Genomic DNA, 22362 nt, shown 5'->3' with positions numbered 1-22362 from the left:
CGGCCGGCTCGCGCGGGATCAGACGAAACGGTTGTTGGCCGAGACCGCCTGGGTGCGCAACGCCTCGATCGCGCGCGCGGGATCGGCGGCGCCATAGACGGCGGAGCCCGCCACGAAGCAGTCGACGCCTGCCTCCGACGCCTGTTCGATCGTGTCGCTGTTGATGCCGCCGTCGATCTCCACCAGGAGGTTCAGGTGGCCGGTGTCGACGAGGTTTCGCACGGTGCGGACCTTGTCCAGCACGTCGGCGATGAAGCTCTGGCCGCCGAACCCGGGCTCGACCGACATCACCAGGAGGGTGTCGTATTCCTTGAGGACGTCGAGATACGGCTCGATGGGCGTGCCCGGCTTGATCGACAGCCCGGCCTTCGACCCGGCCGCGCGCAGGTCGCGGGCGAGCTTGATCGGGTCCTTGGCCGCCTCGACGTGGACGGTGACGTTGTGTGCGCCGGCCTCGGCGTAGCCGATGGCCCAGCGGTCCGGGTCCTCGATCATGAGGTGGCAGTCCATCGGGATGTCGGTGACCTTGAGCAGCGACTCGACGATGGGCAGGCCGAGGGTCAGGTTCGGCACGAAGTGCGCGTCCATGACGTCGACGTGGACCCAGTCGGCGCCGTGGATCGCCGCGAGCTCGTCGGCGAGCCGGGCGAAGTCGGCGGACAGGATGCTGGGCGCGATCATCGGTGCGGTGGACACAGGCCCGGAGCATAAGCGCCGGTAGGGGCCGCGCACGAACCGGGAACCCGCGCCGTGAGCCAGCTCTCGGAAATGCGGTCGCGGCCCGAGGTACGTTCGGTTCATGGCGAACGTGCTCTCGGTCAACGTCGGCGTCCCGCGACCCGTCGAGGGGAAGTCGGGGCTCAGCGCGATCGACAAGCGGCCGGTGGGCCACCCGGTGGCCGTCAGCGTCCCCGGACGGTCGGCCAGTGGCGTGGCGGGCGACCACATTGTCGACGTCCGGCACCACGGCGGCCCCGACCAAGCGGTCTACGCCTACGCGCGCGAAGACCTCGACGCTTGGGAGACCGAGCTGGCCACTCCCCTGCCGTCGGGCGTGTTCGGCGAGAACCTGACCACGCGCGGCATCGACGTGACCGGCGCCGAGGTCGGCGAGCGGTGGCGGATCGGCCGGGACCTGTTGCTGCAGGTGACCGAGCCGCGCATCCCGTGCCGGGTGTTCGCGGTGTGGATGGAGCAGCAGGGCTGGATCAAGACCTTCACCCAGCGGGCGATCCCGGGCGCGTACTTCAGGGTGATCACGCCGGGATCGGTCAGCGCGGACGACGAGATCACGGTGGTCCACCGGCCCGGACACGGGGTCACGATGGGGATGATGTTCCGGGCGATCACGCTCGAACCCGAACTGCTGCCCGAACTGCTCGCCGCCGACGACCTTTCCGACGACCTTCGGGCCCGGATCACCGGGCGGCTCGCCAGGTAACCCTCTTCGCCCGCAAGCAGCTCACCACCACGGCACGACTCCATTGTGGACAATCCCGACCGCCACCCAAGGGGACCGTGACGGAACCCGACCACGGCCACCACCAATCCGCACCGGTCACACAGCAGGTGACCAACTCTCGAAATTTCGGAGAGGCGGACCAGTGGCGGACTAGTCGAGGTAGGCGCGTAGGCCCTCGATCACCAGCCCCAGCCCGAAGTCGAACAGGTCGTCGCCGCTGCCGGCGAACGCGTCGTCGGACAACCCGGCCATCATGGGGTATTCGCCGGTGGCCATAGCCTTCTCCAGGATCGGCGCCTGGGTGGTCCAGAACTCCTCGTCGGTGACGCCGGTCCGCTCCTCCGCGCGTATCGCGTTGACCATCGTGCGCGCGCAGCTGCTGACGAATCCGTCGACGATCACCAGGATGTTGATCTTCTTCTGGTCCGACAGCGTCATCCCGCTCAGCCCGCTCAGCGCGTGTTCGAGCCCGGCGAGCGCGTTCGGCCCGAGCACCGGCCGGGCCTGGTCGACCTGGAGCATCCACGGGTGGCGCAGGTACAGGGCCATCCCGCCGCGCGCGTAGCGCTCCACCGCGGTCGGCCAGTCGGTCGCGGGCTCGGCGTCGGAGTCGGGGATGACGCAGACGCGGTCGAGCATGAGGTCGAGCAGTTCGGCCTTGCCCGGCACGTAGCGGTAGAGCGACATGACGCCCGCGCCGAGTTCGCCGGAGATCCGGCGCATCGACACCGCCTCCAGCCCGTCGGCGTCGGCCACGGCCACCGCGGCGGCGACGATCCGGTCGAGGGTGAGACCGGGTTTGCGGCCGCGTCCGGGTTTGTCGGCGAAGTCCCACAGCAGTTCGAGACTGCGGTTCAGGTCGCCACTGCCGCTGTGTTCCGTCGTCGTCATCCGTCGCTCCCAAAATTTTTGGGTACACCGTACCCCTATTAGGGTACAGTGTACCCATGCCTGGTGAAGAGTATGCCGTCCGCGCCGAGGACCTGCAGAAGCGGTATGGGGAGAAGCGCGCGCTCGACGGTCTCGACTTGACGGTGCGACGCGGTGAGGTACACGGGCTACTGGGGCCCAACGGCGCGGGGAAGACGACGGCGGTGCGCATCCTGGCGACACTGCTGAGGATGGACGGTGGCCGCGCGGTGGTCGCCGGACACGATGTGGCGCGCGAACCCGCGCTCGTGCGCCGCAGCATCGGCCTGGCGGGTCAGTTCGCCGCGGTGGACGAGATCCTGTCCGGTCGGCAGAACCTGGAGATGTTCGGCAGGCTGTTCCACCTGGGGGCACGCGCGGCGAAGACCAGGGCGAAGGACCTGCTGGTCCAGTTCGATCTGGTGGAGGCGGCCGAGAAGCCGGTCAAGGGGTACAGCGGGGGTATGCGCCGGCGGCTGGACCTGGCCGCGAGCATGATCCTGGCCCCCGAGGTGATGTTCCTCGACGAGCCCACCACAGGGTTGGACCCGCGCGGCCGCAACGAGGTGTGGCAGGCGGTGCGGGCGCTGGTGGCCGAGGGCACGACGGTGCTGCTGACGACGCAGTACCTGGAGGAAGCCGATCAGCTTGCGGACCGGGTGGCGGTGATCGACCGCGGGCGCACCATCGCCGACGACACCCCGGACGCGCTCAAGCGGGACATCGGGGACCGCATCGAGGTGGTGGTCCGGGAGGCGGGCGACCTGCCGAAGGCGGCGAGCATCGTCGGTCGGGCGTCGTCGGCGGAACCGACCGTCGACCAGGACGAGCGCACGGTCCAGGCCCCGGTGGAAGACCGCGTGGCGGCGCTGACCGAGGTGGCCAGGGCGCTCGCCGACGCGGGCGTGCGGGTCGAGGACATCGGTTTGCGCAGGCCCACGCTGGACGAGGTGTTCCTGCGGCTCACGGGACACCGGACCGAAGAGACCGAGGAGGCGGCCCGATGACCACAGCCGCACCCACACCCACTGGCCGGCCGGCGATGGCCGGTCGCCTGGCCGCTCACCACCGCCCGACCAATCCCGAGGAGGCGGCCCGATGACCACCGCTGTGGAAGCACCCAAAGGCAAGCTCTACTGGGCCGTCACCGACTGCTTCACGATCGTGCGCCGGGACCTCAACCACCTGGTCCGGCAGCCCTCGCTGTTCGCATGGCAGCTCGGGTTCCCGATCGTGTCCGTGCTGCTGTTCGTCTACGTGTTCGGCAGTGCGATGGATGTCGGGGCCGCCGACTACAAGAGTTTCGCGATGCCCGGCATGTTCGCGATGACCATGGCGTTCGGCTTCATGAACACCGCCTACGCCGTGGCCATCGACAAGGAGCGCGGCATCACCGACCGGTTCCGCTCGATGCCGATGGCGCAGTCCGCCGTCGTCACCGGGCGCGGCGTGTCCGACCTGTTCAGCGCGACCATCGACCTGGTGGTGCTGGCGGCCATCGCGCTGGTTGTCGGGTGGCGGTCGAACGGGTCGGTCATGGCGACGCTGTCGGCGTTCGCGTTGCTGCTGTTGTTGCGGTTCGCGCTGATCTGGATCGGGGTGTTCCTCGGTCTGCTGGTGCCGAATGTGGAGGCGGCGGGCAGCCTGTTCGCCGTCGCGTTCCCGTTCGGGATGATCTCCAGTGTCTTCACGCCGCCGCACCTCATGCCGGACTGGCTCGGGGCGATCGCGATGTGGAACCCGGTGTCCTCCACGGCGAACGCGGTGCGCGAGCTGTTCGGCAACCCGGCGCCCAGCGGCGGCAGCTGGATCGAGGAGAACGCGATGCTGATGGCGGTCGTGTGGCCGCTGGTGATCACCGTGATGTTCCTGCCGTTGGCGGTGCGGAAGTTCCAGCGCCTGGGTCGCTGACCAAGGTCAAGCAGAAGGGGTGCCCAGCCGGGTCGGCGAACACTCGCCATTTGTCCCCGCCCGGCTGGGTCTCCGGCTTGGTCGCGCCCAGCTCCAGCAGCCGGGTTTCGGCCGCGTCGAGGTCGTCGACGTCGAAGTCGAGGTGGATCTGCTGCGGCACGGTTTGGGCGGGCCGGCGTGGCGGTCGGTAGTCATCGACGCGTTGGAAACCGAGGAAGAGGCCGTCCGCGCGAGTGAGGCCGGCGAAGTCACAGTCGGACTTCGGGTGAAGCTCGAACCCGGTGGCCTGCCGGTAGAACTCGGCCAGCGCCTCGGGATCGGCGCAGTCGAGGGTGATCGCCGTCAGCTTCATCATGCTGCCGAACTCAATCACAGCGGTCAGGTCGCGGCGATAAGGTGCGGGCATGTCCCAAATCCCGCGCAAGACTCGGCTCGCCGCCTACGTGATCTGCGTCGACGACGGCAAGGTGCTGCTCTCGCGGTGGGTCAGCCCGAACGGCCCGGTGTGGATGCTGCCCGGCGGCGGGATCGACTTCGGCGAGGACCCGATGGATGGCGCGATCCGCGAGGTCGAAGAGGAAACGGGGCATATCGCCGAAATCGACGCCCTGCTCGGCATCGACACGATCGTGCGCCCGAACTTCCACGGCGTGCGTGTGATCTACGAAGGTCGGGTCGTCGGCGGGGAGCTGCGGTTCGAGGTCGGCGGCAGCTCGGACATGGCCGCCTGGTTCGACCTCGACGAGGTCGACGACCTGGTCCACGCGGAGATGCTCGACACCGCGCTGGCCCTGCTGCGCACCCGGCCGGCGACGGGCAGGCTCGCTGGTTGAGTTTCCGGGGGTGAGATCTCGTCCCCGATCGGGCAATGGCTGATCACCGTGTCCCCTGGTGAGATGATCAGATGACCAAGCACGACACCGCCAGGGACCGCGCGATCGGCAGCCTCTTCGCCGAGTTGCGCGCGGCAGCCGAAATGAGCACGTCGGTCGCGGCCGAGAAAGCGGGCTTCTCCAACGCCACGCTGAACCGGATGGAGAACGGCATCCGCCCGACGAGTCCCGAGGCCGCCGCCGCCCTCTTGACGGTCTACGCCGTCCCCAAACTCGAACGCAAACGCATCCTCACTCTGATCAGCAGCCCTTTGTCGCCGACCTGGTGGGGCCTGCTCTCCACCATCGGCATGACCAAGCAACCCATCCTGGCGGCGTTCGAGGCGCAGGCCACCCAGATCACACACGTGAACATGGTGCGGATACCCGGCCTCCTGCAAACCCCCAGCTACATCCGCACCTTGGTACACACCACAGGAGTCACGGGCGTGGAAGCCGAGCATGGTGTCAAGGCCCGGTTGGAGCGCCAGGAGGTGCTACGGAAGCCGCGATCACCCAAGTATCTCGCCATGCTGGACGAGTCCGCGCTTCGCCGAGTCGTCGGCAGCGCCGAGGTCATGGCCGAACAGGTGCAGCACCTCGCCGACCTGGCGGAATTGCCTCGCATCGACATTCGCGTGGCGCCGTTCGACCTGCCGAGATGGGAGGGTTCCGACAGCAACCACGGCCTCTTGCAGTTCAGCAAGGCTCCAACGGTTCTCCACTTCGACACCTCGGTCATGATCTTCACCGATGACCCCGGCGAAGTCGGGAAGTGTCATGCGAGTCTGGATAAGATGCTCCGAGATGCACTGAGTTCAGCCGAATCAGTGAAATTTCTCCGCCGCGTGGCCCTCGAATACCGACGAAGGTGAAACACGATGGATCTTGATCACGCACAGTGGCGCAAGTCGAGCCGCAGCACTGGCGACACTGAAACAGAGTGCGTCGAGGTCGCGTTCGTGCCGGGGACCGTGGGTGTGCGGGATTCCAAGAAGCCCGAGGCGGGCGCGCTGGTCGTATCCGAGCAAGCCTGGCGATCGGCCCTGGCCACCTTTCGCTGACCGTGGAGTTCATCGAGGCCGTGCGAGCCGGGTTGGCCGAGGTCAGCCACCCGGTGCGGGCACCGGACATGCAGCGGTACATGAAGTCCGACATGCCTTTCCACGGCGTCCCCAAGCCCGAGCGGACCGCACTGGTGCGAACCCTGTTCGCCGAGCACGTCTTCACCGACCGCGCCGCCTGGATCACCGCCGTCACCGAACTCTGGCGAGACGCCGAGTACCGCGAGGAACGCTACGTCGCCCTCGACCTACTCGCCCACAAGCCTTACGCCCCCTGGGACGGCATCGACCTGCTCCCCCTCTACGAGGAACTGATCGTCACCGGCGCCTGGTGGGACTTCGTCGACGAGATCGCCGCCCGCCGAGTCGGCCCCCTCCTGCTCGCCCACCCCGACGCCCTGACCCCCACCATGCGCGCCTGGGCCACCGACCCCGACCGCTGGAAGCGCCGCACCTCAATCCTCTGCCAGCTCAAGGCGCGCGACGCCACCGACCCCGACCTGCTGACCGACACCATCGAGTCCACAATGGACGACCCGGACTTCTTCCTACGCAAAGCAATCGGCTGGGCCCTGCGCGAGTACGCCAAGACCGACCCCGGCTGGGTCCGCCACTTCGTCGACACCCACCCCGAGCTGTCCCCACTGTCCCGCCGCGAGGCGCTCAAACACCTCTGACCTCGCATGAGGCCATTTCGCTGCGGAGCGCCCGCAACGTGTCGAGTTCGCGATCGATCGCACGTCGCTTGGCCTCAAGACGCTCGACTTCCCGGGCGAGCAACTGCTCCATGACGCCGGTGCGCTCCTCGGGTGGGGCCTCCAGGCAGGGGAGCAATTCGTTGATGGTGGCGCTGCACAGGCCGGCGGCGAATAGGTGCTGGATCATGACGACCCGCTCGACCATCGAGCCGTCGAATTCGCGCCACCCGCCGGGCGTGCGCTCGGCGCGGATGAGCCCGTGCTCCTCGTAGTAGCGCAGGGACCGGGTGCTGACGCCGCCGGCATCCGCCAGCTCACCGATGCGCATGAGACCTCCTGAAGCTGTCCGCCCGCTCCCAGTCTTGCAGTTGACACCGGTGTGAAGTTCCACCATGGAGGGGCCCACCCATCATGGGACGTAACTCACCTCAAGGAAAGACACCTGCCATGCACTGGTTCCACCTCGGCATCGCCGTGGTCTTCGAGATCGCCGTCGCCATCTCCGCGGGCAAAGCCCACGGCTTCACCCGACCCGCCTGGACCACCGCCACGCTGGTCAGCGGGGGCATCGCCACCTACTTCCTCAGCTTGGCGCTTCTGACCTTCGACGTCGGTGTCGGCTACGCGATCTGGACCTCCGTCGCCGGCGTCGGGATCGTCGTCCTCGGCGCTCTCCTCTTCGGCCAGCGGCTCGACTGGCGCAAGTTCCTCGGCATCGCCGCCGTCATCGCCGGAGTCGTCGGCCTCCAGCTCAGCGGAGCGGCGTGATGCCGCAGAACCAAACACGAGCATGGCTCGTACTCCTGCTCGCCGGAGCCTTCGAGATCGGCTACGCCCTCTCCGTCGGCGGCAGTCAGGGCTTCACCGTGCTCTCGTGGTCGCTCGTCGCGGTCGTCTTCTTCCTGCTGACGCTCTTCGCCCTCAGCCTCGCCCTGCGCACTATCGACATGGGCATCGGCTACGCCGTCTGGGCAGGCATCGGCGCCGTCGGAGCCGCACTGCTCGGCCCCCTCTTCTTCGGCGAGATCCTCACCCCGGTCAAGGCCTTCTGGCTCACCGTGATCATCGTCGGCGTCGTCTGGCTCAAGCTCTCCGATCGGCCCAACCGGCCCGCACACGACTAGGGCCGCAACATCGTCCGCGGATCACGCCTGTCTCCGGCGTCCTCCCACGCAGCCCGCACACCCGGTGCGGGCTGCGGGTGCGGGTCGCATTTGCTATCGGAGACCCGGCCCTGCTGACGCTGCGGCACCTTGCCACTGGCCAGGTAGTCGGCTACCTGGTTGTCGACGCAGAGGTTGCCGAAGAGGCTCGACGAGTGGGTTGTGCCGCCGACGCCTTCGATGAGGGCGGCGTTGGGGAAGCGGTCGCGGACCTCAAGGGCGCCCTCGAACGAGGTGGCGCCGTCCAGGGTCTCGTTGATCAGCAGCATCGGCGGCGCCTTCGAGCCGTCGACCTCGACCGGCTTGCCCGGTGTGCCCGTCCAGTACACGCAGGGCGCGTTGTACCAGGCGTTGCTCCAGGTCTCGAACGGCGCGGTCGCGTAGATCCGCCAGTTGTCCACCCGCCAGCGGTCCCAGTTCGTCGGCCACTGCACGTCCGTGCACTGGACGCCCAGGTATACCGCGAAACTGTTGTCCGACCCCGGTTCCTGGCTGTGGAGGCCATCCCAAAGCGCCTTGATCCCGGAGAAGTCGCCCGCGCCACGGTACTTCGAGTACGCGGACGCCAGATCGGTCCAGCCGTACACGAAATAAGCCGCCCGCAGGAATACATCCGCCAACTCGTCCGGTCCGATCACCCCACCTGCGGGCGTCTGACGCAGCTTCTCCAGCTCCGCGTAGTACCCGGCCTCGATCTCCCGACCATCAGTGCCCAGGTGATAGGCGTCGTCGTGCTTGGCGAGCCAGTCGAAGTAGATCTTGATGTTCCGGTCGAACCCGATGTTCTGGTTGAGATTCGCCTGGTACCAGACGTATCGCGGGTCGACCACGCCGTCGAGAACCATCCGGCGCACCCGCTCGGGGTACAGGGTCGAGTAGACCTGGCCGAGGTAGCTGCCGTAGGAGTACCCGTAGAAGTTGAGCCGCTCCTCGCCGAGCGCCGCGCGCAGAAGGTCCATGTCCCGGACCGTGTCGACCGTGCGCAGGTGCTCCAACAGGTCGCCGCCCTCGGCCCCGCAGGCCTTGGCGTAGCCCTTGGACCGGTCGAGCCAGATCTGTTCGAGTTCCCTCGACACCGGCACGTAGTACGGCCGGTTGTAACTGAAGTAGCCGCTGTCGCAGGACAGCGAGGGCTCGCTAGCCCCGACGCCGCGCGGGTCGAGACCCACCCAGTCGTAGGCCTTGCCCGCGCCCTTCGGCACCCGGTCGCCGAGCACTGCCATGAACAGTCCGGCACCGCCGGGGCCGCCCGGGTTGGTCAGCATGACGCCCTGGCGCTGGTCGGCAGGCACGGTCGCCTTGATCCGCGACACCGCGAGCTTGATCTTCGCGCCCGCCGGCTCCGCGTGGTTCAGCGGGACTTCGAGCTTCCCGCATTCCGCCCCGCGCACGACCAGCGCCGGATGCTCGCACGGACCCCAGACGATCGGCTCCTGGGACGCGCCCACCGTCGGCGACAGAACCACGATTCCCGCCACGACACCCACAGCCGCGGCGGCGGCCACGATCTTCCTCACAATGCCCCTTCGATCATGTCCGGTGTCGGACCGGATCACCCGATGCTGCCCGGTTCGGCTCCGCAGGGGAACCGCACCGCGCGGCGTTCTCGGTGGGGACTGGAGAAACGCTCAGCCGTCGTGGGCCGTCAGTGTCACGCGCGCAGCGCGGCGCCGAAACGCTCGGCCGCCGAGGCCACCGCAGCATCCCGCGCCGTGGTCGCCTCGTCCACCGTCAACGTGCGGTCTGCCGCGCGGAAGCGCAGCGAGTACGCCAGCGACCGCTTGCCCTCGCCGACCTGCTCACCGGTGAACACGTCGAACAGGCTCAGGTCTTCCAGCAGCTCGCCGCCGCCCGCACGCAACGCGTCGGACAGCTCCTCGGCGGGCACCTCGTCGTCGACAACGAGCGCCACGTCGAGCAGCACCGGCGGGTACGGCGAGACGCGTGGGACGGGCCTGTGCTCGGTCAGCGGCAGCGCGTCGAGGTCGATCTCCATCGCGCAGGTGCGCGCGGGGAGACCCATCGCCTCGGTGACCTTCGGGTGCAGCTCACCCGCGTGCCCGACGGGGAACCCGCCGACGCGCAGCTGCGCGCACCGGCCCGGGTGCCACGGGGCGAGGTCGGCCTTGTGGACGGTCAGCTCGACACCGGCGGCCCGGGCGACGGTCTTGGCCGCCTCGACCGCGTCGGCCCAGCTCGCCTGCTCGCCCTTGCCCCACCAGCCCGCGCGCTGCCGGTGGCCCGCGAGGACGACGGCGACGTGGGCGGGCTGCATCGGCAGGGTGCCGTTGAGCTGGAGGATCTCCTCGTCACTCGGCCGGTCCTCGACGCCCACCTCGGGCATCGGAACGCGCTCGGTGCGCGGCAGCACGACCTGCCCGATATGGAAGATCGAGACGTCCTTCGCGCCACGGGAGACGTTGCGCGACAAGACATCGAGCATCCCCGGCAGCAGCGTGGACGCCAGCTCGGCGCGGTCGGCCTCCAGCGGGTTGCTCACCGACAGGGTGCGCCTGCGGATGTCGTCGCCGGCGAGACCCAGCTGGTCCCAGACCGTCTTGGCGACGAACGGGAACGGCAGCACCTCGACGTAGCCCGCCTCGGCGAGCGAACGGGAGACCGCGCGCTGACGCCGCTGCTTCGGGCTCAGGCCCTGACCGGCGGGCGCGGGCGGCAGCACCGACGGGATCGTGTCGTAGCCCTGCAGGCGCAGCACCTCCTCCACCAGGTCGGCGGGCTGGGTGAGGTCGGCCCGCCAGGTCGGCGGGTGCACGGTGACGCTCGGCTTGCCGTCCTCGCTGGTGCCGAAGTCGACCAGGCAGCCGATCTGCTGCAGCCGGGAGACGGTGACGCCGCGGTCGTAGCGGATACCCGCCACACGGTCGGGCAGGTCCATCGCCATGGTGAGGGCCGCGGGCGCGGTCGGGTTGCCCACGTCGGTGCGGCCGGGCTGGATGCTGCCTTCGCCGTGCTCGCGGAGCAGGCGCGCGGCCCGCTCCAGCGCGGCGGGCGGCAGCGCCGGGTCGACCACGCGCTCGAAGCGCTTGGACGCCTCGCTGGGCAGCTTGTGCCTGCGCACCGCGCGGGCGATCGACGCCGGGTCCCAGATCGCCGCTTCGAGCAGGATGTCGGTGGACTCGGCGCTGACCTCGGTACTCGCGCCGCCCATGACGCCGGCGAGCGAGATCGGGCCGGACTCGTCGCACACGACGATGTCGTCGGGGTCGAGCGTGCGGGTCACGTCGTCGAGGGTGACTAGCTTCTCCCCCGCCGCCGCCCGGCGGATCGTGAGACCGCCCTTGAGCTTGGTGGTGTCGAAGGCGTGCATCGGCTGGCCCATTTCGAGCATCACGTAGTTGGTGATGTCGACGGCCAGCGAGATCGAGCGGACACCCGCGAGCATCAGCCTGCGGTGGATCCACCACGGCGTCGGCGCGGTCGGGTCGACCCCGGTGACGCGGCGGACCACGAACCGGGCGCAGCCGTCCTCGTCCTCGATGCGCACCGGCACGGACTCGGAGTCGGCCTCGGGCACCTCGATGGCGGCCGGGTCGATCATCCGCAGGTCGAACGCGCAGGCCAGCTCACGGGCCAGGCCGCGCACCGAGAAGCAGTAGCCGCGGTCGGGGGTGAGCGCCAGCTCGATGACCTTGTCGGTCAGGCCGAGCAGGTCGATCGCGTCGTCGCCCGGGGCGATGTCACCGGTGGGCAGCACCATGATGCCCGCGTGGTCGTCGCCCAGGCCCAGCTCACGCGCGGAGCAGATCATGCCCTTGCTGGTCCGGCCGTAGGTCTCGCGCGCGGTGATGGTGAAGTCGCCGGGCAGGACGGCGCCGGGCAGCGCGACGACGACCAGGTCGCCCTCGACGAAGTTCGTCGCACCGCAGATGACCTGCGTCGTCGCCGGAAAAGAATCGGAATCGACGTCTGTGTCGATATCTTCAGGGTCGCCGAGCTCGACGGTCACGAACCGGATGGGCTTCTTGAACTCGGTGAGCTCCTCGATCTCGGCCACCCGGCCGACCACGAGCGGACCGGTGACCGGCCCGAGCGTGCTGATCTCCTCCACCTCCATGCCGACCCGGACGAACGCGTCCGCGATCTGCTCGGCGGTGAGGTCCCGGTGTTCCTCGGTGAGCTCAAGCTGCTGGATGAGCCAGCTGACGGGGATCCTCAACTACGCCTCCGTGCCGAAGGGAAGGGTGAACCGGACATCGCCCTCGACCATGTCGCGCATGTCGGGGATGCCGTTGCGGAACTGCAGAGTGCGTTCCAGGCCCATGCCGAACGCGAAACCGGAGTAGACCTCCGGGTCGACGCCGCAGGCGCGCAGGACGTTGGGGTTGACCATGCCGCAGCCACCCCACTCGATCCAGCCGGGGCCGCCCTTCTTCTCGGCGAACCACACGTCGAGCTCCGCGGAGGGCTCGGTGAACGGGAAATACGACGGGCGCAGCCGGACCCGGGCGTCTGGGCCGAACATGGCCCGGGCGAACGCGTCGAGCGTGCCCTTGAGGTGGGCCATCGTCAGGCCCTTGTCCACGGCCAGGCCCTCGACCTGGTGGAACACCGGCGTGTGCGTCGCGTCGAGCGCGTCGGTGCGGTAGACGCGGCCCGGGGACACCACGTACACCGGCAGGTCACGGGCCAGCAGCGAGCGGATCTGCACCGGCGAGGTGTGCGTGCGCAGGACGAGGCCCGAGTTCTCCGGGGCCACGTAGAAGGTGTCCTGCATCGTGCGCGCCGGGTGGTCCTTCTTGAAGTTCAGCGCGTCGAAGTTGAACCACTCGGTCTCGATCTCGGGGCCCTCGCCCACCTCATACCCCATGCCGACGAACACGTCGGCGACCCGCTCGGACAGCGTGGTCAGCGGGTGGCGGGCGCCTCTGGGGGTGCGGTCCCAGGGCAGCGTGACGTCGACGCCCTCATCGCGGAGCACGTGCTCGTCACGCTCGGCTTGTAAGACCGCGCGGCGCTCGTCGAAGGCGGCGTTGATCAGGGTCTGGGCCTCGTTGACCCGCTTGCCCGCCTCGGAGCGCGCCTTGGGAGGCAGCGCGCCGATCTCGCGGCGGGCCTGCAGGAGGGGGGACTTGTCACCCAGGTGGGCGGGCTTCACCGCGGCGAGCGCGTCGAGGTCGGCGGCGGCGGAGAACTCCTCGCGCGCTTTCTCGACAGCGGCCTGCAGAGTCTCCGGTGAGAGCGCCGCGACCTCTTTCGGGTCGTACGGGTCGTTGGCTCCGGACATGGTTGGTGGACAGCTCCCGAGGTCCTGTGATGGCCGAGCGGTACACCCGATCGGCCGGGTGAGCACGTTGATCCTAGGTGATGGAGGTCGAGCGCCCCCATCGAGTTGCCCGCACCGGCATGCTCGAAGCTCATGCAGCCCGCTCCCCGGGACCGACGAGCGGCTGATTCATAACCACCGAAGCGATCTCGGCCGACACGCTTCGGTGACGTCGCATCGTCCGGCGAGGTGCCATGCGCGCCGAGGTCGTGCAGCGAGACGCTGCCGGAACGTTCTGGGCACCTCACGGAGCCGGTACGGGAGCTGGAGTGCGTTCACCGACCCGCTGCTTCCCTCAGGCACTTCCGACCCTGCAACGTCGGTTAAGCCGACGGTCGCAACCAGCGTCACAGTGCAGGATCGGAGATCTTCGCCAAATTCCACGTGGGATCCATCGAACTCAAGGATGATTCGCAACCACATGCCGTTGCTCTAGGTTCACGACAAGTCCATCGGCTTGTCCCCGTCCTCCCCCGGCTGCATATAACGCGGCGCCCAGGCGGGACGCCCCTCGCCCACATTGAGGTCGGCGACGGTCGAGTAGTCCTGGCCATCGACATACTCGACGGCGTCCACCGGCACCCAGGTCTCTACCAGCCCAGACTCGATCCACTCCGTGTACGGCGGATCCGGCATGAAGTGCCGGTACCACATCGGCACCGCCACCTTCAGCCACCGGAATCCGCCCGGCCTCAATTCCGACGCGAAGAGTTTCACCACCAACCGCTCTCGGGACGGCAGGGTAAGAAGCACGTCCGGCGCACCCATGCCTTTATATTCGCGTTTAACGTCGAGCCGAGAAACCAGGTCGTCCATAGAATCACCTAACATGGTGCCGAACCGTTATGAAACGTGGTCGCCGCTCTGATCGCGGAATTTCCACAAATGTGCTGCAGTTCCACAGCGGTGTAATTCTTGTACTTGCCTGAGATCATTCCTTCGACGTCTTGGATCCCCTTCATGTTGAAACTGATCTTGCCGCCACCGTCGACCACCTGGTCGATCATCTTCCGGAGGTTCTCTGGCGTCGCGACACCACGCGGCAGCAGCGAAGCGAACTGTGGATCCGCATAAGTCACCGCACCGTACTCCTGGGCGAATCGCTGCAGCGCGTTGCTGTCGACCCCCCGGATTGTGTTGAGGCCGAGCGCGAGATGCGTCCCGCAACCCGTATTGTGCACCAGAGCCGAGCTCGATCCCACAGACACGAAGTACGTGTGGAGGTCCTCGACTGTCAGGTCATACATCGTCGCGCTGCCGGCGAAATTGTGAACGCGCTCGACGACGCCAGAAGTACCGGCCGCCGCCATCACCGAGTGACCGACCGCCATCGCACCGGCGAGAACCCATGTTTCCAGCGTGTGGTCCCAGACCTCGTGGTGTTGAGTGGTCCGTACTACTGCGGAAACACCAGCCGCATCCTTGATTGACAGGTTAGTGAGATCGGTGTCGAGATTCCGATGCACGGCGAGAACCCGCCGCGGCGCTACCACCCCGGTGATCGGGTCCGCCGCCAGCACATAATCTCCGACCTCGACCGTGTCAATCGCCTGGACGGTTCCGTCCTCCATGATCACCATCGTGTCCGGCGCGAAGCTATTCCCACATGCCTTCGCAAGCCCGGCACCCGTGGCTGCGGCGGATCGACCCTTGGCGCCCGCGTTGGCGGCGTCGTCGAGCATACTTCCGAACTTGCCCAAGCCGATCCCGACGACGGCGGCGCCACCAACGGCGGCAGGTACCGCGACCATGGGTGGCAAGGACGCTTCCGCCATTCCCCCGGCCACGGCGAGACACGTTACGACCCCGGTCGCAATGCACGCGAGTGCTGCCGTGACGCCGACCACAACGAGAACTGGAACCCACCACGGGTAGTCCGGATTCACGTGGCCGGGAATGTGCTCGAGCCTCCACTCCTCGCCACTGACCGGGTAATACTCGCCGTCCACGTAGTTCCAGTTGCGGTCGTTGATCGCCGGCGGTTTGGCCACCCTCGACAGATCGATCACCGGCCGCCCGTACTGGCCGACCTTCGACGCATACGCCCCTTGGGGCGTCGCCCACCCCTTACCACCATTGCAACTACCGCAGTTATGGGCCGTGCCTGATCCCGCAGACGGAGCGCTCGACGGGGTTCCGCCGCCACATGGCGGGCAGTTGACGCCAATGTCGGGCCGGGAGCACATGTCGCACCACAAGCCGGTTGGGTCGCTGTAGTCGACCGGGTTGTTGTTCGCGTAGGCGTACCCGGTCCACGACTGCGGATCACTCAGGTCCAGGACCGGGTCGACGCTGATGAACCGGCCAAGCGCCGGGTCGTACTCACGGGCACCCAGGTGCACCAGCTTGGTGGTGTCCTCGAATCCGCCGACGAACCCATGTCGATCCGGCCACATCGCAGGCGCCGCGCCCCGGATGTTGCCGTACGGGTCCTGGTGCCGGCGGGTCACCGCGAGCGTCGACGCGGTGATGCTCGCGGTCGCGGTGCTGTGGTGATCCACAAGCTTCCACGTGAGCCCGGCACCATTGCGCACGGCTACCTGCTGCCCGCCGTGGGAGTAGAACCGGGTCCCGGTCGCCGTCGATGTGCCGGTCCCGACGAACAGCTCAGTGTTGCCCACAGACAGGGTTGTCCCCGTCGGGTCCCGGGTGATGAGCCGGTTGCCGTCGGCGTCATACAGATACGAAGACAGCTTGCCTGCCGGGTCCTTCACCGTGGCGACGCGACCCTCGATGTCATAGGTGAATTCGTAGTTCGCCCCGGTTTTCGACCGGTTTTGCGTGCCACCGGACGGGTAGTAGCTGAATAACTCAGTGGTGGGAGCACCCCCACCGATCGTCGTCTTCGCCGACTGAACCGCGTGCGGTTGCTTAGAGCCAGGAGTCGGGTAGGACAGCTCGGTGACGGTGTTGCCGCTCGCGGCGTACCGGGTTTCGCTGGTCCGGTTTCCCGTGACGTCGTGCGTCCACTCGTTCCAGTACGGCGCGGCGCCACCGAGCCCAGCGGTGGAGGGAGCAGCCGCGCAGTCACCGGACGACGGCGTCCACGCCTTCGTCAGGCGCTGCAGATAGTCGTACCCGAAGCACTGGGTGTCGGAAGCAGCGCCCGGCGGGGTGTCAGCGATCTTCGTGAGCGCGCCGGATTGGGTGTACGTGTACGCCCGGTTCGCCACCCAGTTCTCGGTGGCCGTCGCCCGGACCGCCGCCATCGAATTGAGCCTGCCGGTGCCGTCCTCGTACGTCCACGTCGTCGAGACCTGCTTGGGATCATTCGCCGCGGCGTAGTTGAGCCTCAGCACCTGGCCGTTCTGGTTGTACGTGGTCTCGGACACCAGCATCGTGGCTCGGGCGAGATCTCACGCCACGGGGAGGGCACCGACTTTCGAATTGGACTGAACGCTCGGAGCACCTGCTCCGCACGGCCTATCGACACGGCCGGATGCGCATCCGGCGACCCGAACTCCGGATCGACCTTCAGGTCCACGAAGGACTCGGGACACCCGGGCGGGCCGGCGGGGTTGTCGCCGACGACAGACGGGTCCCCACTCGCGTCAACCGGCTCACGACAGGTTGTCAGGACTTCTGGAGGCAGCCTCGCCGCGCGACCTCGCCATCGGTGCCTGACGCGCGGAGCTCGGTCCGACGTGCTGTATACGACCTTAAGATTCTTCACGTCCCGCAGGACACCTGTACTGTCACAGCGCCCGCGCTCCCTACCGCTGTTGAGGTTCCGTCTTGGCCCAGACCTTCGGTGTGAACCTGCGCGGCGTCATCGATCTGCTCAGCCACCACCTCTACAGCAGCCCCCGGGTCTACCTGCGCGAACTACTCCAGAACGCGGTCGACGCGGTCACCGCGCGCAGGCTGGGCGACCCGTCGGCGCCCGGTCGGATCCTGATCGAGTCCACCGAGCGGACCGGCAACGGGACCCTGCGGATAACGGACACGGGGATCGGCCTCGACGAGTCCGAGGTGCACTCCCTGCTGTCCACCCTGGGCGGCACGTCCAAGCGCGACGAGCTGGGGTTCGCCCGGCAGGACTTTCTCGGGCAGTTCGGCGTGGGGCTTCTCTCCTGCTTCCTGGTCGCCGACGAGGTGCGGTTGGTGAGCCGGTCGGCCAACGGGAGCCCGGCGGTGCGCTGGGTCGCCCACGGCGACGGCACCTACGAGGTCGAGGTCGACGACTCCGCCCGCGCCGAGGTCGGCACGACGGTGGAGCTGGTCCCCCGGCGCGACTGCGACCACTGGGCCGAGTACGACACGGTGGCGATGTTGGCCGCCGAGTTCGGGTCGCTGCTGCCGGTGGAGGTCCGGGTCGCCGGGCCGAACGGGCAGGTGCTGGTCACCGAGGACGAGCTGCCGTGGGCCCGCAAGGCCGACGAGTCGGTCGCCCAGCACCACGACCGGCTGGCCGAGTACTGCCGCGAGACGCTGGGCTTCGAGCCGTTCGACGTGGTGCCGCTGGAGTTCGGCGCGGTCGGGCTGACCGGGGCGGCGTTCGTGCTGCCCGCGGGCGCCAACCCGGGGACCCGGCAGGCGCACCGGGTGTACCTCAAGCGGATGCTCGTGGGCACCTCGATCGAGGGCCTGCTGCCCGACTGGGCCTACTTCGTCCGGTGCGTGGTCGACACGTCGGCGCTGCGCCCGACCGCGAGCCGCGAGGCCCTCTATGAGGACGAGACGCTGCTGGCCGTGCGCGACGCGCTGGGCACCCGGCTGCGCGACTGGCTGCTGCGGCTGGACGCGACCGAGCCGGAGCGGGCGGGCGCGATGCTCGCCGCGCACCAGCTCGGCATCAAGTCCGTCGCGCTGATCGACGACGAGCTGCTGCGCCTGGCCGAGCGCTGGGTGCCGTTCGAGACGACCCGGGGCACGATGCCGCTGCGCCAGTTCCGCCGCGGCCACGCCACGGTGCTCTACACCCCCGACGTCGACGAGTTCCGCCAGCTCGCGCCGGTGGCCCGCGCCCAGGGCATCGGCCTGGTCAACGCCGGCTACGCCTACGACACGGAGCTGCTCAAGCGGCTGGCCACCCTCGACGGGGCCAACACCGCGCGCCGGGTGGAGCCCTCGGAGCTGCTGGCCGCCCTGGGTCGCCCCAGCGCTCAGGTCGAGGCGACGATGAAGCGGACGATGTCGGTGGCGGCGAAGGTCCTCGACGGCCACGACTGCGAACCCATGCTGCGCGACTTCGACCCGGTGTCGCTGCCCGCGCTGCTGGTGGCCGACGCCGGAGGGGCGCGTCGGCGCGACACGGCCGACGCCCGGGAGACGGCGGACCCGCTGTGGCAGGACCTGCTCGGCAGGTTGGTGGACGCCGAGTCGGGCGCGGCCCAACAGTTGGTTTTGAACACGCGCAACCCGCTGGTCGCCCGCCTTACAGGCATCGACGACTCGACACTGCTGGAGACGGCCGTGCTCGCGCTGTATGTCCACGCGCTGCTGCAGTCGCACCGCCCGCTGCGCCCCAAGGACACCGCGACGCTCAACGGGTCCTTCCTGGACTTGCTCGACCGCGCCATCGGCGACTGAACACCGGAGACGAGCAGAGTATGTCCACGTCAGAACCGGACGAGTCCCGCGACCGCGTCGCCCACATGGTGCACGCGACCGAATCGATGCCCGCGGGCCAAGCCAAGTGCGAGGCCCTGGAGCGGGCCGCGCGCGCGGCCGACGCGGCGGGCTTCACCGACTACGCCGTCGCCGCCCGGCTGATCCTGGTCAACGCCTACCGGGAGATCCGCCGCTACGACCTGATGCTGACGCCGTTCGCCTGGCTGCGCACCACTGAGCGGCTGCACCCGGAGAGCTTCGACGATTGGGCGCTGCACCAGTTCAACTGGATGCACAAGTGGCTGCCGACCGGGCTGCTCGGCGATCCCCGGTTCAGCCTGGAGCAGATCGGCGCCGTGGTGGAGGAGCTGGCCGAGCGCTACCGGCAGCAGGGTTTCTCGCTGCATCCGGTGCACGACAAGCTGCGCGCGGTCGCCCACCACATCGGCGACACCGAGGCCGCCGACGCGCACTTCGCCGCGTGGCGGGCGGCCGAGCCCGACGAGATGAGCGACTGCGCGGCGTGCGTCGTGGACAGCCAGGTCGGGTATTTCGTCTCCCGCAAGCGATTCACCGAGGCCATCGACGCGGCCCGCTCGGTGCTCACCGAGCCGTCGGACTGCGCCGAGCAGCCGCACGGGGTGATGGCGTCGCTGCTGGAGGCGTACCTCGCCACCGGCAGGCTCGACGAGGCCGCCCGCGCGCACCTGGTGTCGTACCGGGTGGTGCGGGACACCCCGCAGGCCCGGTCGGCGCTGCACGCGCACCTGCGGTTCTGTGCTTTGACCGGGAACGCCGCGCGCGGCCTGGAGATCCTGACCCGCAACCTCGACGTGCTCGCCGACGCGCCGAGCCCGAAGGTCCGACAGGACTTCGCGGCCGCCGCCGCCCTGTTGCTGAGCCGGGTGCCCGACCGCGCGGACCGGATGTTCCGGGTCGGTGACAGCGCGCTCTCCGGTGAGGAACTGTGGGCGCACTGCGTCGAGACGGCGCGGAGCACGGCGAAGAAGTTCGACGAGCGCAACGGGACCGACGCGGCGAGCCTGCGGGTCGAGGAGACCCTGGCGCTGCCCGACGCTCACCCGATCGTGCTGGCCGTGCCCGGGGCCGCGGCGGTCGTCAAGGCTGTCGAGAAGGCCGATCTCGCCGACCCGGTGGACGTCGCCGGGCGCGCGTGCGCCGCGATGGACGGCGGCGGCCTGTTCACCGGCGCCCGGCTGCTGGCCGCGCTGCCCGCCGACCTCGACGGCCTGCTGCCCGACGGGCTCGCCGCCCGGGTCGCCGTGCACCGCACCTGGCTCGCGCGCCGCGCCACACCCGAGGAGCTGATCGACAGCCTCAACGGCATCCTCGTCCGGCTCACCACCGCGGGCGAGGACGCGGCGGCGGCCCGGCTGCACTCGTTCCTCGCCGACCTGCTGAGTTCGGTCGAACGCCCGGACGACGCCGCCTCGCACGCGCGTCTGGCCCTGGAGATCGCGCACCGCGCGGGCGACCCGATCGGCGTCATGCGCGCCCACCTGGCCAAGGCGGACCTGCTCGCCGACACCGACCCGGAGCGCGCCGCGTCCGAAGTGGACAAAGCGGAGCGGATCGCGGTCGAGTCGGCCCCCAACCGGCTCGGCGGGGTCCGCAAGGCGCGCGCGGAACTGTTGGAGCGCAAGGGAGATCTCGACGGCTCGCTGAAGATCATCGAGGCGCTCGCGGCCGACGCCGACAGGTGGCCGGAGTCGACCCGGCTCGCGGTGAGCGGCCACCGGGCCCGGCTGCTGGCCAATCTCGGGCGGGTCGAGGAGTCGGTCGAGCAGTTCGCGCACTTCGTCGAGGTGGCGCGCACGTACCCGGGTCCGTGGGTGGCCGAGGCGCTGATGCAGTCGGCGAGCCTGCTCGACCAGACCGACCTCGCGGGGTCCCACCTGCCGGTCCTGATCGACGCGGTCGCGGCGGCCCGGGCGTACCTGACTCCGGGCGCGGTCGGCCAGGCGTGCCTGCACCTCTCGGCGGGGTATCTGGCGGCCGGTCGGGACATCGAGGCGGCGGAGACCCTGGAGGAAGCGCTGCGGCTGATGCCCACGGCGTTCGTCGGCCCGGTCGCGGATATCCACTACCGGCTGGCCCTTGCCTGCCGAAACCTCGGCGAATTCGACAGCGCCGCCAACCACTTCGACGCGGTCCTGGCGACGGCTGATGACGGCGACCACGGCCTGCGCGCCCACGTGCTGTTCCAACTCGGCGACGCCCGGCTCGAACTCGGGGACTACCCGGGGGCGGCGGCGTCCTTCCGCGAGTCGGCGGCGACATGGCAGGTGGCCGACAACCCGGTCGCGGCGGCGGAGTCCTTGGTCAAGCTCGCCCACGCGGCGGGGTTGGACGACCTGCAGGCGGGTTTGCTCGCGTTGGACGAGGCCGCCGACTTGCTCCCCGACGACTCGGTGCCGGGGGCGTTGGACCAGCAGGCGGATGTGATCGGGTTCCGGGTGGCGTTGTTGGCGCACCACCAGCGGTTCGCCGAGGCGCTGGAGGTCAACCAGCGCTCGGAGGAGTACGCGGTCCGGCTGGGAAACAGCGAGTGGCACGCGTTCCTGGCCGGGCGGGCGGCTCGGCTACGGCTGGATCTCGGGCAGCTGGCGGCGGCTGAGTCGGATGCCCGGCGGGCGGCGGCTTTGCTGACCGACGACGCCGGGGACGCGACGGTCGGGGCGGTGTTGGGGACGTTGGCGCGGACGTTGGAGGAACAGGCGAAACCGGTGGACACCGATCCCCTGGTCCGCGAACTCACCGACCGGTTGTCCCACTAGGACTTCGCGGCGCTGTTCTGAGCCAGGTCGCGTTGGCAGCGGGCCAGGCTTCGCAGGCCGTGCAGTGCGAACAAGGGTTTGACCGGCCACGCCTCCCCGAGCCGATAGTCGGCGGCCCGTACCAGGCGCTCGGCGAGGTCGGGGCGCTGGCGACGCAGGTAGAGGCGCGCTTTCAGTGCGTGCAGCGGATGCGACACGATCTTGATCTGGTCCACGTCTTCGATCAGGGCGATCACGTTTCGGATGTTCTGCCAGGTGCTCAGCGACTGTTCGTCCAGCCGGACCGGTCCGGTGAAGCCGCATTCGGACACCGCGTGACGCGCGAGCAAAGCGGCCTCGGACACCGGCGCGGCGCCGGTCGCGCCGCCGGAGCAGACCAGAATCGACCTGGCCAACGTGTGGTCGATGGAACGCAGCGCCGCGCGCACCCGCCACCGGTTCAGCGCGTTGGCCCGGTCGCCGCGCGGGTTCCGGTACCCGAGTACGACCACCGCCTCAGAACGCGCGGGCAGATTCTTGTGCACCAGAGCGCGGGAAGCCCGCCAGTGCACGATCTCGCCCCACGCGGCGAACCCGAAGAACCCGAGAACCACCAGCGCCTGTCGTGTCACGTCGTGATCCTCTCAGTCCGACTGGTCAAGTTCGCTA

General features: G+C 69.0%; 21 protein-coding genes. 11 read left to right on the top strand and 10 right to left on the bottom strand.

Annotation, left to right across the window (positions count from 1 at the left end):
* Positions 1 to 18 precede the first annotated feature (18 nt).
* Positions 19 to 681: a ribulose-phosphate 3-epimerase gene (gene rpe, locus ACUZ2Y_RS01835; protein ID WP_476331501.1), complete on the bottom strand. Its 663-nt coding sequence runs from the start codon at positions 679 to 681 to the stop codon at positions 19 to 21.
* A gap of 118 nt (positions 682 to 799) precedes the next feature.
* Between rpe and ACUZ2Y_RS01830 the strand changes: the two genes are divergently transcribed.
* Complete coding sequence (locus tag ACUZ2Y_RS01830) at positions 800 to 1441, top strand: MOSC domain-containing protein (RefSeq protein WP_476326264.1); 642 nt, start codon at positions 800 to 802, stop codon at positions 1439 to 1441.
* A 171-nt stretch (positions 1442 to 1612) separates the two neighbouring features.
* On the opposite strand, the gene ACUZ2Y_RS01825 is transcribed toward ACUZ2Y_RS01830, so the two are convergent.
* Positions 1613 to 2353, bottom strand: coding sequence for a TetR/AcrR family transcriptional regulator (locus ACUZ2Y_RS01825; RefSeq protein WP_476326262.1), 741 nt, complete (start codon positions 2351 to 2353; stop codon positions 1613 to 1615).
* A 56-nt stretch (positions 2354 to 2409) separates the two neighbouring features.
* On the opposite strand from ACUZ2Y_RS01825, the gene ACUZ2Y_RS01820 reads away from it, so the two are divergent.
* Together ACUZ2Y_RS01820 and ACUZ2Y_RS01815 are read left to right on the top strand one after the other, a co-directional pair.
* On the top strand, positions 2410 to 3378 hold the full coding sequence (locus tag ACUZ2Y_RS01820) for an ATP-binding cassette domain-containing protein (RefSeq protein WP_476326260.1): 969 nt from the start codon (positions 2410 to 2412) through the stop codon (positions 3376 to 3378).
* Positions 3379 to 3469: 91 nt separating this feature from the next.
* A complete protein-coding gene (locus tag ACUZ2Y_RS01815; protein WP_476326258.1) occupies positions 3470 to 4282 on the top strand; it encodes an ABC transporter permease in 813 nt (270 codons plus the stop codon).
* Here the strand turns inward: ACUZ2Y_RS01815 and ACUZ2Y_RS01810 are convergent.
* Positions 4227 to 4688: a VOC family protein gene (locus tag ACUZ2Y_RS01810; RefSeq protein ID WP_476326256.1), complete on the bottom strand. Its 462-nt coding sequence runs from the start codon at positions 4686 to 4688 to the stop codon at positions 4227 to 4229. The two genes, ACUZ2Y_RS01815 and ACUZ2Y_RS01810, sit on opposite strands and share 56 nt — an antisense overlap.
* Between ACUZ2Y_RS01810 and ACUZ2Y_RS01805 the strand changes: the two genes are divergently transcribed.
* From ACUZ2Y_RS01805 to ACUZ2Y_RS01790, 4 genes are all read left to right on the top strand, one after another.
* The gene (locus ACUZ2Y_RS01805) at positions 4687 to 5115 is read left to right on the top strand and encodes an NUDIX hydrolase (RefSeq protein ID WP_476326254.1); all 429 of its coding nucleotides are present in this window, start codon (positions 4687 to 4689) and stop codon (positions 5113 to 5115) included. The two genes, ACUZ2Y_RS01810 and ACUZ2Y_RS01805, sit on opposite strands and share 2 nt — an antisense overlap.
* 71 nt (positions 5116 to 5186) lie before the next feature.
* On the top strand, positions 5187 to 6029 hold the full coding sequence (locus ACUZ2Y_RS01800) for a helix-turn-helix domain-containing protein (protein WP_476326252.1): 843 nt from the start codon (positions 5187 to 5189) through the stop codon (positions 6027 to 6029).
* Positions 6030 to 6035: 6 nt separating this feature from the next.
* Positions 6036 to 6218 (top strand): DUF397 domain-containing protein, encoded by a 183-nt coding sequence (locus ACUZ2Y_RS01795; RefSeq protein WP_476326250.1) that lies wholly within the window; start codon positions 6036 to 6038, stop codon positions 6216 to 6218.
* Between the two features lie 2 nt (positions 6219 to 6220).
* The gene (locus ACUZ2Y_RS01790; RefSeq protein WP_476326248.1) at positions 6221 to 6895 is read left to right on the top strand and encodes a DNA alkylation repair protein; all 675 of its coding nucleotides are present in this window, start codon (positions 6221 to 6223) and stop codon (positions 6893 to 6895) included.
* On the opposite strand, the gene ACUZ2Y_RS01785 is transcribed toward ACUZ2Y_RS01790, so the two are convergent.
* The gene (locus tag ACUZ2Y_RS01785) at positions 6882 to 7244 is read right to left on the bottom strand and encodes a MerR family transcriptional regulator (protein WP_476326246.1); all 363 of its coding nucleotides are present in this window, start codon (positions 7242 to 7244) and stop codon (positions 6882 to 6884) included. The two genes, ACUZ2Y_RS01790 and ACUZ2Y_RS01785, sit on opposite strands and share 14 nt — an antisense overlap.
* A 119-nt stretch (positions 7245 to 7363) precedes the next feature.
* Here ACUZ2Y_RS01785 and ACUZ2Y_RS01780 point away from each other — a divergent pair, with 119 nt between their 5' ends.
* Positions 7364 to 7684, top strand: a complete 321-nt coding sequence (locus tag ACUZ2Y_RS01780) for a DMT family transporter (RefSeq protein WP_476326244.1) — start codon at positions 7364 to 7366, stop codon at positions 7682 to 7684.
* Positions 7684 to 8040, top strand: coding sequence for a DMT family transporter (locus ACUZ2Y_RS01775; RefSeq protein WP_476326242.1), 357 nt, complete (start codon positions 7684 to 7686; stop codon positions 8038 to 8040). The genes ACUZ2Y_RS01780 and ACUZ2Y_RS01775 overlap by 1 nt, the downstream gene beginning before the upstream one ends.
* Here the strand turns inward: ACUZ2Y_RS01775 and ACUZ2Y_RS01770 are convergent.
* The 5 genes from ACUZ2Y_RS01770 to ACUZ2Y_RS01750 form a co-directional block, all read right to left on the bottom strand.
* The gene (locus ACUZ2Y_RS01770) at positions 8037 to 9596 is read right to left on the bottom strand and encodes an alpha/beta hydrolase (protein WP_476326240.1); all 1560 of its coding nucleotides are present in this window, start codon (positions 9594 to 9596) and stop codon (positions 8037 to 8039) included. The two genes, ACUZ2Y_RS01775 and ACUZ2Y_RS01770, sit on opposite strands and share 4 nt — an antisense overlap.
* A 134-nt stretch (positions 9597 to 9730) precedes the next feature.
* Entirely contained in the window at positions 9731 to 12256 is a 2526-nt protein-coding gene (gene pheT / locus ACUZ2Y_RS01765; RefSeq protein ID WP_476326238.1) for a phenylalanine--tRNA ligase subunit beta, read from the bottom strand.
* A complete protein-coding gene (pheS, locus tag ACUZ2Y_RS01760; RefSeq protein ID WP_476326236.1) occupies positions 12257 to 13324 on the bottom strand; it encodes a phenylalanine--tRNA ligase subunit alpha in 1068 nt (355 codons plus the stop codon). It lies immediately after the preceding gene.
* 477 nt (positions 13325 to 13801) lie between these two features.
* Positions 13802 to 14179, bottom strand: a complete 378-nt coding sequence (locus tag ACUZ2Y_RS01755; RefSeq protein WP_476326234.1) for a hypothetical protein — start codon at positions 14177 to 14179, stop codon at positions 13802 to 13804.
* An 8-nt stretch (positions 14180 to 14187) separates the two neighbouring features.
* Positions 14188 to 16701, bottom strand: coding sequence for an RHS repeat-associated core domain-containing protein (locus tag ACUZ2Y_RS01750; protein WP_476326232.1), 2514 nt, complete (start codon positions 16699 to 16701; stop codon positions 14188 to 14190).
* 397 nt (positions 16702 to 17098) lie between these two features.
* Between ACUZ2Y_RS01750 and ACUZ2Y_RS01745 the strand changes: the two genes are divergently transcribed.
* Together ACUZ2Y_RS01745 and ACUZ2Y_RS01740 are read left to right on the top strand one after the other, a co-directional pair.
* The gene (locus ACUZ2Y_RS01745; RefSeq protein ID WP_476326230.1) at positions 17099 to 18895 is read left to right on the top strand and encodes an HSP90 family protein; all 1797 of its coding nucleotides are present in this window, start codon (positions 17099 to 17101) and stop codon (positions 18893 to 18895) included.
* A 20-nt stretch (positions 18896 to 18915) separates the two neighbouring features.
* Positions 18916 to 21714 (top strand): tetratricopeptide repeat protein, encoded by a 2799-nt coding sequence (locus ACUZ2Y_RS01740; protein WP_476326228.1) that lies wholly within the window; start codon positions 18916 to 18918, stop codon positions 21712 to 21714.
* Here the strand turns inward: ACUZ2Y_RS01740 and ACUZ2Y_RS01735 are convergent.
* Complete coding sequence (locus tag ACUZ2Y_RS01735; protein ID WP_476326226.1) at positions 21711 to 22325, bottom strand: YdcF family protein; 615 nt, start codon at positions 22323 to 22325, stop codon at positions 21711 to 21713. The two genes, ACUZ2Y_RS01740 and ACUZ2Y_RS01735, sit on opposite strands and share 4 nt — an antisense overlap.
* Positions 22326 to 22362: the final 37 nt, after the last annotated feature.

The sequence above is a fragment of the Actinokineospora sp. UV203 genome (assembly GCF_056323665.1).
The sequence above is the reverse complement of the archived record's forward strand: the minus strand, read 5'-3'. Positions and strand labels throughout refer to the sequence as shown.

What these genes read in the sequence shown, in the direction of transcription:
- rpe (WP_476331501.1), bottom strand. Translation starts at nt 681, where the DNA reads ATGATCGCGCCCAGCATCCTGTCCGCCGACTTCGCCCGGCTCGCCGAC.
- ACUZ2Y_RS01830 (WP_476326264.1), top strand. Translation starts at nt 800, where the DNA reads ATGGCGAACGTGCTCTCGGTCAACGTCGGCGTCCCGCGACCCGTCGAG.
- ACUZ2Y_RS01825 (WP_476326262.1), bottom strand. Translation starts at nt 2,353, where the DNA reads ATGACGACGACGGAACACAGCGGCAGTGGCGACCTGAACCGCAGTCTC.
- ACUZ2Y_RS01820 (WP_476326260.1), top strand. Translation starts at nt 2,410, where the DNA reads ATGCCTGGTGAAGAGTATGCCGTCCGCGCCGAGGACCTGCAGAAGCGG.
- ACUZ2Y_RS01815 (WP_476326258.1), top strand. Translation starts at nt 3,470, where the DNA reads ATGACCACCGCTGTGGAAGCACCCAAAGGCAAGCTCTACTGGGCCGTC.
- ACUZ2Y_RS01805 (WP_476326254.1), top strand. Translation starts at nt 4,687, where the DNA reads ATGTCCCAAATCCCGCGCAAGACTCGGCTCGCCGCCTACGTGATCTGC.
- ACUZ2Y_RS01810 (WP_476326256.1), bottom strand. Translation starts at nt 4,688, where the DNA reads ATGCCCGCACCTTATCGCCGCGACCTGACCGCTGTGATTGAGTTCGGC.
- ACUZ2Y_RS01800 (WP_476326252.1), top strand. Translation starts at nt 5,187, where the DNA reads ATGACCAAGCACGACACCGCCAGGGACCGCGCGATCGGCAGCCTCTTC.
- ACUZ2Y_RS01795 (WP_476326250.1), top strand. Translation starts at nt 6,036, where the DNA reads ATGGATCTTGATCACGCACAGTGGCGCAAGTCGAGCCGCAGCACTGGC.
- ACUZ2Y_RS01785 (WP_476326246.1), bottom strand. Translation starts at nt 7,244, where the DNA reads ATGCGCATCGGTGAGCTGGCGGATGCCGGCGGCGTCAGCACCCGGTCC.
- ACUZ2Y_RS01780 (WP_476326244.1), top strand. Translation starts at nt 7,364, where the DNA reads ATGCACTGGTTCCACCTCGGCATCGCCGTGGTCTTCGAGATCGCCGTC.
- ACUZ2Y_RS01775 (WP_476326242.1), top strand. Translation starts at nt 7,684, where the DNA reads ATGCCGCAGAACCAAACACGAGCATGGCTCGTACTCCTGCTCGCCGGA.
- pheS (WP_476326236.1), bottom strand. Translation starts at nt 13,324, where the DNA reads ATGTCCGGAGCCAACGACCCGTACGACCCGAAAGAGGTCGCGGCGCTC.
- ACUZ2Y_RS01755 (WP_476326234.1), bottom strand. Translation starts at nt 14,179, where the DNA reads ATGGACGACCTGGTTTCTCGGCTCGACGTTAAACGCGAATATAAAGGC.
- ACUZ2Y_RS01750 (WP_476326232.1), bottom strand. Translation starts at nt 16,701, where the DNA reads ATGCTGGTGTCCGAGACCACGTACAACCAGAACGGCCAGGTGCTGAGG.
- ACUZ2Y_RS01740 (WP_476326228.1), top strand. Translation starts at nt 18,916, where the DNA reads ATGTCCACGTCAGAACCGGACGAGTCCCGCGACCGCGTCGCCCACATG.